General features: G+C 51.4%; 11 protein-coding genes. 7 read left to right on the forward strand and 4 right to left on the reverse strand.

Annotation, left to right across the window (positions count from 1 at the left end):
* Nucleotides 1-234 precede the first annotated feature (234 nt).
* A complete protein-coding gene (locus tag B4V02_RS03980) occupies nt 235-2217 on the forward strand; it encodes a heavy metal translocating P-type ATPase (protein WP_244188527.1) in 1983 nt (660 codons plus the stop codon).
* A 139-nt stretch (nt 2218-2356) separates the two neighbouring features.
* Here B4V02_RS03980 and B4V02_RS03985 read toward each other — a convergent pair whose 3' ends face one another.
* Nucleotides 2357-3880, reverse strand: coding sequence for a DHA2 family efflux MFS transporter permease subunit (locus tag B4V02_RS03985; protein ID WP_094153827.1), 1524 nt, complete (start codon nt 3878-3880; stop codon nt 2357-2359).
* A gap of 9 nt (nt 3881-3889) precedes the next feature.
* A complete protein-coding gene (locus tag B4V02_RS03990; RefSeq protein ID WP_094153828.1) occupies nt 3890-4525 on the reverse strand; it encodes an HlyD family secretion protein in 636 nt (211 codons plus the stop codon).
* Nucleotides 4526-4656: 131 nt separating this feature from the next.
* Here B4V02_RS03990 and B4V02_RS03995 point away from each other — a divergent pair, with 131 nt between their 5' ends.
* Both B4V02_RS03995 and B4V02_RS04000 read left to right on the forward strand, forming a co-directional pair.
* Entirely contained in the window at nt 4657-5211 is a 555-nt protein-coding gene (locus tag B4V02_RS03995) for an NAD(P)H-dependent oxidoreductase (protein WP_094153829.1), read from the forward strand.
* Nucleotides 5212-5221: 10 nt separating this feature from the next.
* Nucleotides 5222-5707, forward strand: a complete 486-nt coding sequence (locus B4V02_RS04000; RefSeq protein WP_094153830.1) for a hypothetical protein — start codon at nt 5222-5224, stop codon at nt 5705-5707.
* 78 nt (nt 5708-5785) lie between these two features.
* Here the strand turns inward: B4V02_RS04000 and B4V02_RS04005 are convergent, their stop codons facing one another.
* The gene (locus tag B4V02_RS04005; RefSeq protein WP_007432164.1) at nt 5786-6517 is read right to left on the reverse strand and encodes a ZIP family metal transporter; all 732 of its coding nucleotides are present in this window, start codon (nt 6515-6517) and stop codon (nt 5786-5788) included.
* Nucleotides 6518-6797: 280 nt separating this feature from the next.
* Between B4V02_RS04005 and trxB the strand changes: the two genes are divergently transcribed.
* Nucleotides 6798-7739 (forward strand): thioredoxin-disulfide reductase, encoded by a 942-nt coding sequence (trxB, locus tag B4V02_RS04010; protein ID WP_094153831.1) that lies wholly within the window; start codon nt 6798-6800, stop codon nt 7737-7739.
* Nucleotides 7740-7799: 60 nt separating this feature from the next.
* The gene (locus tag B4V02_RS04015; protein WP_094153832.1) at nt 7800-8030 is read left to right on the forward strand and encodes a glutaredoxin family protein; all 231 of its coding nucleotides are present in this window, start codon (nt 7800-7802) and stop codon (nt 8028-8030) included.
* A 65-nt stretch (nt 8031-8095) separates the two neighbouring features.
* Here B4V02_RS04015 and B4V02_RS04020 read toward each other — a convergent pair whose 3' ends face one another.
* The gene (locus B4V02_RS04020; RefSeq protein WP_094153833.1) at nt 8096-9268 is read right to left on the reverse strand and encodes an ROK family transcriptional regulator; all 1173 of its coding nucleotides are present in this window, start codon (nt 9266-9268) and stop codon (nt 8096-8098) included.
* Between the two features lie 170 nt (nt 9269-9438).
* On the opposite strand from B4V02_RS04020, the gene xylA reads away from it, so the two are divergent.
* Entirely contained in the window at nt 9439-10755 is a 1317-nt protein-coding gene (gene xylA, locus B4V02_RS04025) for a xylose isomerase (protein WP_094153834.1), read from the forward strand.
* Nucleotides 10756-10812: 57 nt separating this feature from the next.
* Nucleotides 10813-12336: a xylulokinase gene (gene xylB, locus B4V02_RS04030; protein ID WP_094153835.1), complete on the forward strand. Its 1524-nt coding sequence runs from the start codon at nt 10813-10815 to the stop codon at nt 12334-12336.
* The last annotated feature ends 156 nt before the right edge of the window (nt 12337-12492 follow it).

Raw genomic sequence — 12492 nt, forward strand, 5'->3', positions numbered from 1 at the left:
TTAATTTGGGACCTTGCGGGTTTACAACCAGAAAAAGAGGGTATATAATAAAACAAAAGTTTCATTAAACCAAAATAATTGTATTAATGCAAAAATGATTATCATTCTCATTTGCCAAACATGCTGCTTCGGGCTTCCCGAAGCAGCATGTGCTATTTTAAGGGCCTTAACAATGGATATCATTCTCAATGAGATGCAGGTAAAAAGATCAAATACGGAAAGGAATGTGACATGATGCAAGCTGTTCAACAACTTCAAGAGACCTTATCTTCTTCTGCTCAGATACGTTCAAAAAGCAGTGGCAGCGGGCGGCCCGGCCCGAATCGCAAACCACAGTTTCAGCTTAAAAGCATGCTAAAAAACAAGGAGATGCAGGCAGCTCTCGGCAGCGGAATGCTGATGCTGATGGCATGGGGCATTTCGCATTGGTCGCAATGGCTATCGGTCATCCTGTATGTGGTGTCCTATGCCCTGGGGGGATGGTCCAAGGCCAGAGAAGGAGTAGAAACACTGATCCGTGAGCGTGATCTGGATGTTAATCTGCTCATGATTGCAGCATCCCTGGGGGCTGCGACGATCGGCTATTGGAATGAAGGAGCCATGCTGATCTTTATTTTTGCACTCAGCGGTGCGCTGGAAAGCTATACCACCGAGCGCAGCAGTAAGGATATTTCCGAACTGATGGCATTGAAGCCGGAGACAGCCTTGCGATTGTCCTCTGAGGGAACAGAAACAGTCGGCATTGAGCAATTACTGCCAGGTGATCTGCTGCTGGTAAAGCCGGGCGAACTGATTCCGGCGGACGGCCGAATTTCCAAGGGCGTGTCGGCGGTGAATCAGGCATCCATTACCGGGGAATCCGTTCCGGTGAATAAGGTGGAGGGTGACGAGGTATATGCAGGCACCGTTAATGGGGAAGGCGTGCTGTACGTAGAGGTTAGCCAGTCCTCTGAAAACACTTTATTTTCGAAAATCATTCGCATGGTCGAAGAAGCTCAGACTGAAGTTCCTGATTCGCAACGGTTTATCAAAAGGTTCGAGTCGATGTATGCCCGGATTGTTGTTGTGGCCACGCTGATCGTCATTGCAGGTGCACCTATCGCATTAGGCTGGACGTGGGCAGCGGCGTTTTACAAGGCCATGGTGTTTCTCGTCGTAGCCTCGCCATGTGCCCTTGTGTCATCCATTATGCCAGTGATGCTGTCGGCCATTTCCAACCGTGCCCGCCGGGGTATCCTGTTCAAAGGCGGCGCGCATGTGGAAAATATGGCATTGACTTCTGTTGTTGCTTTTGACAAAACAGGCACGCTAACGATGGGAGCACCTGTCGTAACCGATTGGATAACCGCTGCAGACTACGATTCCGACGAGCTTTTGCACATTGTCGCCACGATTGAAAGCTATTCAATGCATCCGCTGGCCCGAGCGATTGTAGATAAAGCCGAAGCCAAGTTGGGACAAAGGGAGCTTCTCGCAGCTGAGCAAGTGCAGGCACTCACCGGATGGGGGATGGAAGGCATCATCGGCGGGGTGAAGTGGAAAATCGGTCGCACAGATGTGCTGGATGAACCCGGCCCTCTGGCAGAGCCGGAGTGGATAGAGGCTCGCACCCGGCTGGAGGCTGAGGGCAAAACGGTATCGATCATCCTCGCGGATGACCGGATTGCCGGAATGCTGGCGCTGCGTGACGAGCTGCGTCCACAGGCGCAGGAGTCCGTGAAACGCCTGCAAGCACAGGGCATCCGGGTCGTCATGCTGACCGGAGACCGGCCGGAAACCGCCGCCGTGATCGCGGCGCAGGCTGGAGTCGACGCCGTATATGCCGGCTTGCTGCCGGAGGACAAGGTCAGCCATATTCGCATGCTGCGGGAGCAATACGGGCATGTCGTCATGGTCGGCGACGGTGTGAATGATGCTCCGGCGTTGACAGCAGCAACTGTCGGACTCGGCATGGGAATGAACGGCAGCGGAGCTGCACTCGAGGTTGCGGACGTCGTGCTGATGAACGACGGAATTGAAGAGATCGCTCCGACGATAGCACTGGCGCGCAAGGCGCAGCGGGTGGTCAAGCAAAATATGATCTTCGCCATAAGCGTCATTCTGCTGCTGGTGGTCAGCAACTTTGTGCAGGATATAGCTCTGCCATTTGGTGTGATTGGGCATGAGGGCAGCACGTTGCTTGTTATTTTAAACGGCTTGCGCTTGCTGAGGTCATAAGCTAATAAAATCACAAAACAGGAAGGAGCATTCACTCCCTTAATATCCAAGGGCGTGAATGCTCCTTCTTGTGCCGTGCCAGCCTATCTTGTATACAAAGTAAGCCCATCTATACATCTGGCTCGCCGATGCTGGACGTCTATCTTCGGCGCGGTGTAGAGCGCCGCAAGAATAGGGAAAAGACGAGTCCCGCTAACGCAATCCCTGTAGCGATGATGAAGGCATCATTAATGCCATGGATCGTCGATTCCGTAACGGCACTTCGGTATACCTGCTGCAGTGCCAGCGCAGAGCCGGTTTCCGGCGAAACACCAGCCGTTTGCGCGAGAGTTTGTCCCAGTTGTGCCACCCCTTCCGTAACAGAGGCATTGGCCGTGGTAGCGACATTCGCATAATCGGCCAAATGAATCGTAGTCCGACTGCTCATGACGGTAATAAGCCAAGCGGTACCGATGGAACCGGCGATTTGCCGCACTGTATTGGACATGGCTGTGCCGTGGCTGCCAAGATGGGGAGGTAACTGGTTAAGCCCTTCCGTCTGTACGGACATCATCAGCAGCGACAGACCAAAGCTGCGAATCGTATAGATCACCATAATGTGTCCGTAGGTGGTGGCATCGGTCAGCAGGCTGAATTCCCATGTCGTCACTGCTGTAATGATCAATCCGATAATCGCCAATGGCCTCGCACCGATACGGTCGAAAACCGCCCCTGAGATCGGTGACATTACCCCCATCAGCAATGCGCCTGGCAACAGCAGCAGACCGGATTGCAGCGGCGTGAAGCCGCGTATATTTTGCAAATAAATCGGCAGTAGCAGCATCCCGCCGAACATTGTCATATTGACGGTAGCCCCAACCAGTGTAGAAACCGTAAAGATATCGTATTTAAACACCCGAAATTCCAGCATAGGTTCTAACATGCTTAGCTCACGTACGACAAAAAATACAATAAATACGACCCCGACAGCGAGTGAAAGTATAACTGTATTGCTGCTCCAGCCCTTGTCTCCGGCGGAACTAAAGCCATACAACAGCAGGCCGAAGCCCAGCGTGGAAAAAATGGTTCCCATCAGGTCAAAATGCGGCTTCGTCAGCTTGGACACATTTTTGAGCCAGCGTACGGCGAACAGAATATCAATGACTGCCAGCGGGATAACCAGCAAAAATAGCAGCCTCCAGCTATAATGCTCTACAATCCAGCCGGATAAAGTCGGTCCGACCGCCGGGGCAAACATCATAGCGATGCCCATCGTCCCCATGGCCGCACCACGTTTTTCTGGGGGGAACACCGTCAGGAATACGTTCATGACCACAGGCATGATGATGCCCGCTCCGCTGGCCTGAATGACGCGTCCGACCAGCATCGGTGCAAAGCCGGTACTGGCAGCGCAGACGACAGACCCGGCGGTGAACAGCCCCATCGCGGAGATAAAAAGCGCACGGGTTCCGAATGATTCAATCAAAAAAGCGGTGATTGGAATCAGAATCCCGTTCGTCAGCATATATCCGGTGGATAGCCACTGAACGGTAGTAGCTGACACATTGAAATCATTCATCAGGTGTGGAATAGCCACGTTAAGCAGTGTTTGGTTTAAAATGGAAATGAAGGCTCCCAGCAACAGTACGGACAGAATGCGTCCGACGGACATTTTTTGATCCATGACAGCCTCCTACTTGTGAACTCTGATGGTTGCACTCATCCCCGGGATAATACCCAACCCTTTGTAGCCTTGAATGGATATGTTGACAGGTACGACCTGTGTCACCTTGGTATAGTTGGCAGTAGTGTTGGAGGTAGGCAGTAGCGAAAAGGTCGATGCGGTCGCCAGGCCAATCTTTTCGAGCTTGCCGGAAAGGGAAGTGTCCGGAAATGCATCAATATATACATCCACTGTCTGTCCAACTTGAAGATCTTTTACAGCTGTTTCGTCTATATTGGCGGTTATCCACAAATTGTTTAGATCAAAAGCCTTCGCCAAGGGTGTACCCACCCCAACAATCGAGTTGTTCACCGCTGATTGCTGCACAATGGTGCCATCGGTTGGAATTGTGATGCTAATCCGGCCTCCGCCTCCCTCTACCGTACCGAGTGTATTTCCGGCGGTATAGGTTTTGCCGACCTCGGCATTCCAGCCTGTGAGCTTGCCCGCGCCTGGAGAGGCAACGGTAACCGCTTGTCCGCTTACTTGGGCATTGTCGGTCTTTATGTAGCTGGCGGATTGATTGTAGTAATAGGCGGCGGCTCCGCCTCCTGCCAGAATAATGATAATAACCAGCAGATTGACTAATATGGCGCGTGAATTCATGTTGCATGCCTCCCTAGTTCTTGGATTTTCAAAGTATGCGCCATATGTTTCATAATATTCAGATGGATTTCGGGAGAGGATAAGAGCGCATGCGAAAAGGATGATTTTGCAGACAAAGGATGATGCGCATAATGACGACCAGAATCATGATTGTATATGACAGTGAAAATGGGCATACCGAGCGTCTTGCTCGTTCAATCGCAGAGGGCGCGCGCCAGGAGCACACGGAAGTGCTGCTAAAGCATGTGAATGAGGCCGATGTGAAAGAGCTGGGGAATGTAGACGCCATTATATGGGGATGCCCGGGCCATTTTGGCACGATCAGCAGTGGTCTGAAAAGCTGGATTGATAAGCTCGGGTATTTGTGGGCGCAGGGCAAGCTGGTGGATAAGATCGGCGCGGTGTTCTGCACAACCGCTACAGTTCATGGCGGCCTGGAATCAACACTTCTGAATTTGATCACCCCGATGCTTCATCAAGGCATGATTATTGTAGGACTGCCCGCCAATATTGCGGAAAATGCACTCTACGGTTCATATTACGGCGTAGGGGTAACCTGTCCGGTGGAGACAGACCCCAATGGGCCGCCAAATTTTCCAACAGGCGATGATCTTGCATTAGGTCGCTCTTTGGGCAAACGGGTCGCTGAGATGGCGGGACGGTACCGTAGCGCTGCAAGAGAATAGGAGGCCGCCCATGACCATTGCTTTTATCGGAGTAGCTGTGGTTGCCCTTATTTTTTTGCTGGTATTTAATACGAAGATGGTGCGCAAGTCTTCACCCAAGGCTCGCCAAGCCGATGAGGCTTCACGGCAAAGAAGCAAGCGTCCTTATCCTGTGCAGGTGGAGCCCGAGGTACGGGAGCTGCCGGATCATGCGCGAGAGGCACAGCATAAGGCTATTGATGCCAGCGAACATCATGCCGAGGAGCATCACAAAGTGCCTGATACCCATGCGGATGTGAAGCTGGAAGGGGAGCGTAGAGATCACCAGGATGCTTACCGGGATACTTCTCAGGATACTTACGATGATCAGGATTATCGGGCGGCTTTACGTGGATTTGCTGGAAAGAGCGAGGAAAAGGATGGACGCTCCAAAATGACCCATGGAGAGAATGAGACTCCGAAAAGTAAGGACGAGCAGTACCGTGAAGCACTGCGCTCCATGAACCGGAACAAATAAGATTGTTCATTGAACATGCTAAAAGGCTGCTTTTCTGTCTGGATTACAGGCAGAAGGCAGCCTTTTTGTGCTGTCCGGCTATAGCCATTCGGTCAGCCCAATCATCGTAATCAGGCCGAGAATAAAAGAGAATGTGGCGATCCGCTGGTTGCCGTCTCCATGACTTTCGGGGATCAGCTCCTTGTAGACGATAAACATCATGGCTCCGGCGGCAAAAGCAAGGCCATAAGGCACCAATCCGTTCACCCAGCTGCTCAAATAAAAACCGATCAGACTCGTGATGATTTCCACAGCTCCGGTAAGGGTGGCAATACCCAATGCCTTGAAACGGCCGATATTTTGATTCACGAGAAATAAGGCTACGATAAAGCCTTCCGGGGCATTTTGCAAGCCAATTGAAAAGGCGATCAGATCGCCGAGATTTTGGGTTTCACTTGCATAGCTGACTCCGACGGAAAGCCCCTCCGGCAAATTGTGCAGCGTAATAGCCGCAATGATGAGAAAAGATTTGGACTCCAACTGAAAGGTCTTGGAATCCGGGTCCTCCAGGTCGGCATGGGGGATATACCTTTCCATCACCAATAATACGAGACAGCCGAGCAAAATACCGGCAGACAGCACAAACCAATTGGAATGCCGGATGGCTTCGGGAATCAGGTTATACACGGATGCAGAGGTCATGATTCCTGCGGCATAAGCCAGCAGAACATCGCGAAGCCGATGCGTAACATTGCGCATAAATAATATGGGCACAGCGCCTAGTCCAGTGGACAGGGCAGAAATAAGACTGCCTACAAAAACATCATTCATAATCGGGATAACCCCTCCATACCTGATTAATCTTCCAGCGTCGCTTCATGAAAACTTCATTTGACTGTTTACAGCTATTTCCGCATAATGAAATTAGGATTTAGAATCAGTCTAAGTCACAGGAAGCTATTAAACAAGAGATTTGTTTTTGCAACAGCCGGTGCCCATATTTTGGGATGAGCTTCTGGCAGAACTGCTTTTAGAGTATATGCAGCAGCCTAGCGCCCGGGACCGAAAACTGGCTATATAATACTTATGATATTTTAGGAGGAACCAAGATATGTACAAGTCTATTATTATAGGTACAGGCCCTGCCGGTCTGACCGCTGCGATCTATCTGGCACGTGCCAACATGAACCCACTGGTGATCGAGGGACCACAGCCAGGCGGACAATTGACCACAACTACAGAGGTTGAAAACTTCCCTGGATTTCCTGAAGGAATCATGGGACCGGATTTGATGGATAATATGCGTAAGCAAGCGGAGCGTTTTGGCGCTGAATTCCGTACAGGCTGGGTGAACAAGGTAGACACAACCGCTCGCCCTTTTACATTGGATGTTGAGGGTTTGGGTGAACTGGTTACCGACACACTGATCATTTCCACAGGCGCAACTGCGAAATACCTGGGGATTCCCGGCGAACAGGACAACATCGGACGCGGCGTGAGCACTTGCGCAACCTGTGACGGGTTCTTTTTCCGCGGCAAGGAAATTGTGGTTATCGGCGGTGGGGATTCTGCGCTGGAGGAAGCCAACTTCCTGACACGCTTTGCCTCCAAAGTAACGCTGGTACATCGCCGTGAAGAACTGCGCGCCTCCAAAATTATGCAGGATCGTGCTCGTGCCAATAGCAAAATTGAGTGGGCACTCAACCGTACGCCTGTAGAAGTGATTGCTGACGAGAACGGGGTAACCGGCTTGAAAATGCTGAACAATGCAACAGGCAAAGAGGAAATCATTACGGTTAGCGGCGTATTCGTGGCGATCGGTCACCATCCGAACACAGGCTTCCTCGAAGGTCAAATAACAACTGATGCGAACGGTTATATCGTGGTGAAACCTGGCACTTCTGAAACGAACATACCTGGCGTATTCGCTTGCGGCGACGTGCAGGATACACGCTACAGACAAGCGATTACAGCAGCAGGCAGCGGCTGCATGGCCGCTATGGACAGCGAGAAGTATATCGAAAGCCTGGAGCACAGCGCAATGGCTCTGTAATAATTCGTTCAGGTCCGAATAAATATAATATTTATAACCATAATTGATGAGGTGATATTCATGGAAAAAGCAATTGTATACACATCTACAAACTGCCCGCATTGCCGTCAAGTCAAAAGCTATTTGAGTGAAAAGGGCGTAGAGTACGAAGAACGCAACATCGAAACGAATGAGGCCTTCGCGCAAGAAGTATGGGATATGGGAATTCGTGCTGTTCCATTAACTCTGATCGGGGACGAACGTATTTCCGGTATGAACAAAACCAAGTTTGAAAAAGTGTTGAACGCTTAATCAGCTTAGGGAATATTGAAAATAAAAAGGCGTATAGGAACTTTAGTGTTCCTGTACGCCTTTTTTTACAGAGATACCCGTACACGCCCGAGAAAAGGGGCTGTCGCTGCATAGGCGGCGCCTAACATAGTCGAACGGCTGCCAAGTGTGGAAAAACGGATTTGCAGCTGTCGACGGTGATAGGGCAGGGCGCGTTCATCAATTACCTCACGCATACTCTGCTCCAGCCAAGGTCTGGCTTCGGCCAGTGGACCGCCGATGATAAGCATGCCGGGGTTGAGGCTGTTCACAATGTTGGTAATGCCCACACCCAAATATCGCCCGATATCACGAAAGACGCTTAACGTATCCGCGTCACCTTGCCGGGCAAACGGCAGTAATTTCGCTGTACTGTGTGCGGGCAGGGAGAGGGCGGGCGCTGTATATGCTTTTTCCGAAGCATACAGCTCCCAGCAGCCCCGGCTGCCGCAGGTGCAGGAACGTCCGTTCCAGTCAATGGTCATATGACCCGTCTCTCCGGCATACCCCCAAGCCCCCTGATACGGCTTGCCGTCAATGATAATTCCGGCCCCGATCCCGGAACCTGCACTGATGTAAACCAGATCCCGCACCAGTTGCCGATGCTCGCCGTCCATACCATAGTACAGCTCGCCCTGAGCGCCGACGTTGGCCTCGTTATCCACTACGACGGGCAGGCCAAGCTCTGTCTCAAGCTGCTGCTGCAGTGGAACCTCTTCCCAGCCCAAATTGGGTGCGAACAAAACAGTTCCCGATTCATCCACCATACCCGGTACTCCCAGTCCAATGCCAACGATGCCATGAGGGGAGGGAGGAGTGACCTGCATGAGCTGCTGAACCAGCTTTCGAATCTGTTCCATGACAAAGGCAGGATCATGCTGCCCCAGGGGGAGGACAAGCTCTGCCTCAATGGCTCCTGCCAAATCAGTCAGAGCACCCTGGATATACTGCACGCTAACCTCGATGCCAAGCACAAAACCGGCGCGGCTGTTAAACAGCAACATTAAAGGCTTACGCCCGCCACTGGATTCGCCTAATCCTGTTTCATATACAAGTCCCTCGGTGATTAGCTCTGCTACCAGGTTGGATACGGTGGCCTTGTTTAACCCGGTTTGACTTGATAATTGTGCCCGGGATAGCGGGGCATGGAGGCGGATACGCTCCAGCACAATGGATTTATTCAGCTTTTTGACAAGCGCCTGATCGCCGGTGACATTCATGACCTTTTCACTTCCTGTTGGTGTAATTCCCGATATTATATCATAAAAACAAACTTAGTTTAAGCAATAGACAAAGTTATTTGTCTGTGCTAGAATCTTTTTGTAAACGGTTACTTCATTCTTTATTATAACGATTGCTATAACGGTTACTACAAAGGAGGAACTTATTGATGGCTTATTTCGAGCAGGTATCCAAAATTCATTTTGAGGGCAAGCAATCCAATAATCCTTTTGCATTTAAATTTTATAATCCACAGGAAATTGTGGCAGGAAAAACGATGGAAGAGCATTTGCGTTTTAGCATGGCTTATTGGCATACACTCGTCGCAGGCGGCACCGATCCGTTTGGAGTAGAGACAGCGGTACGTCCGTGGTCCAAGTTCACCGGGCTGGATTTGGCGAAGGCTCGTGTGGAAGCTGCCTTTGAGCTGCTGGATAAGCTGAATCTGCCTTATTTTGCTTTCCACGATGTGGATATTGCCCCGGAGGGCGCTTCCCTGAAGGAATTTTACAGCAATCTGGATACGATCGTGGATTTGATTGAGGAGCATATGAAGGCTACGGGGAAAAAGCTGCTGTGGAACACAGCGAACATGTTTAGCCATCCTCGTTATTTGCATGGAGCTGCGACAACCTGCAATGCGGACGTATACGCACATGCAGCCGCCCAGATTAAAAAGGGCCTAGAAGTAGGCAAGCGCTTGGGTGCAGACAATTATGTTTTCTGGGGCGGCCGTGAAGGCTATGAAACACTGCTGAATACGGATATGAAGCTGGAGCAGGACAATTTGGGCCGTATGTTCCATATGGCTGTGGATTATGCGCGTGAAATCGGCTTTGACGCTCAGTTCCTGATCGAGCCTAAACCGAAGGAGCCAACCAAGCACCAGTATGATTTCGATGCGGCGACGACGATTGCGTTCCTGCAAAAATACGATCTGGATCAGCATTTCAAGCTGAATCTGGAAGCTAACCATGCGACGTTGGCAGGTCATACCTTTGATCATGAGCTGCGTGTGGCGCGGATTAACGGTATGCTGGGATCACTGGATGCCAACCAGGGAGATTTGATGCTGGGCTGGGACACGGATGAATTCCCGGTTGACCTGTATGATGCGACCCTGACCATGTATGAAGTGCTGCAAAACGAGGGCCTGGGCCGTGGCGGTATCAACTTTGATGCCAAGGTACGCAGAGCATCGTTTGAGCCGGAGGATTTGTTCCTCGCACACATCGCAGGGATGGATACGTATGCAAAAGGCTTGAAGATCGCCGCCAAGCTGATCGAGGATCGTGTATTTGAGGACTTTATCGAGAAGCGCTACAGCAGCTTTAAAGAAGGCATTGGAGCAGACATCGTTTCTGGAAAAGCAACGCTTGCTTCGCTGGCTGAATATGCACTGGCGAACGAAGCTCCACGCAAAAACGCGTCTGGTCGTCAGGAATATTTGAAGGCGACATTAAATCAATACATTTTGGTGGATTAGAACCAGGATCTATATATAAAATAAAGGCTACACGTTAGCAGGGAAGGGGGAACTTCGATGCAGAAGGAGCCAAAACAGGAGCAGGAGCGGCATGTCATCGGCATCGATCTAGGGACCAGCGCAGTCAAAACGGTACTGGTCAACCGCAAGGGACAAGTGGCTTATGAAGCTTCCCAGTCCTATCCGCTCCATCAGCCGAAGGCTGGGTACAGCGAACAGCATCCTGAGGACTGGGTCCGTGGTACGTTGGCATCTCTGAAGGAGCTTGTGGAGAAGGCCGGAATCGGCGGTACCGATGCCGTGGACGGCATTAGCTTTTCGGGACAGATGCATGGGCTTGTGCTGACTGACAAGGAAGGCCAAGTGCTTCGCCCGGCCATTCTGTGGAATGACACGCGCACGACGGCACAATGTCGCCGCATTGAAGAGCAGCTTGGGCCGAAGCTGCTGAGCATCGCCCGCAATCGCGCGCTGGAGGGCTTCACCCTGCCTAAGCTGCTGTGGGTGCAGGAGCATGAGCCGGACGTGCTGGCACGTGCAGCGCATTTTATGCTGCCGAAGGATTACGTGCGGTACCGTCTGACTGGACAACTGGCGATGGAGTATTCAGATGCGGCGGGTACGCTGCTGCTGGATGTTGCTCAAAAGCAGTGGAGCCAGGAGATCGCCGCTGCGTTTGAATTGCCGTTGTCGTTGTTCCCGCCGCTGGTGGAATCCTTTGACCAGACGGGGACACTGCTGCCGGAGATTGCGGAGCAGAGCGAGCTTTCGCCTGCAACCAAGGTGTATGCAGGGGGAGCGGACAACGCATGTGGCGCGATTGGCGCAGGCATTTTGAGCGAAGGCCGCACCATGTGCAGCATCGGCACCTCGGGTGTTGTGCTTTCCTATGAGGAGCGCAAGGATATTGATGTGCAGGGACGGGCGCATTTTTTTAATCATAGTGAGCAGGATGCTTATTATATCATGGGGGTTACACTCGCGGCCGGATACAGCCTAACCTGGTTTAAGGAAACCTTTGCGCCGGGGCTTTCTTTTGATGCGCTGCTGGAAGGTGTCAGCTCTGTGGAACCGGGCAGCAGCGGACTGTTGTTTACGCCTTATATTGTCGGCGAACGTACCCCTCATCCGGATGCAACCATCAGGGGCAGCTTTATCGGGATGGATGCGGGGCATGGGCTTGTGCATTTTACACGGGCGGTGCTGGAGGGAATTACGTTTTCGCTTAAGGAATCCATTGATATTCTCAGAGGCACGGGCAAAACGGTGAAGGAAGTCATCTCCATCGGTGGTGGAGCGCGCAACGAGGCGTGGCTGCAAATGCAGGCGGATATTTTCGATGCGGATATCATCAAGCTGGAGAGTGAGCAGGGACCTGCCCTGGGGGCGGCCATGCTGGCTGCATACGGCAGCGGCTGGTTTGCATCGCTGCAGGCATGTGCTGAAGCATTTCTGCGTGAGGCTGCGAGATATTCACCGAACCCGGAGCATGTGGCACGGTATGAAAGTTTGTATGAGCTGTATCGTGTAGTTTACCCGCACACGCGGGAGCTCAACGGACATTTGGCGAAATATCGCTGAATACTGCAAATCTCCTCAAACTTCATATGAAATGAAAAAGCGACTTCGGGTGCAGGATAGACCCCAAGCCGCTTTTTCATTTTAAACGTATCTTTCTTTTAAAACTGGAAAATAATGTTTTTTTATCAAATGATCATTCGTGGTAATATATACCTG

It is taken from the genome of Paenibacillus kribbensis, from assembly GCF_002240415.1.
In the GTDB taxonomy this organism is placed as follows: Bacteria; Bacillota; Bacilli; order Paenibacillales; family Paenibacillaceae; genus Paenibacillus; species Paenibacillus kribbensis.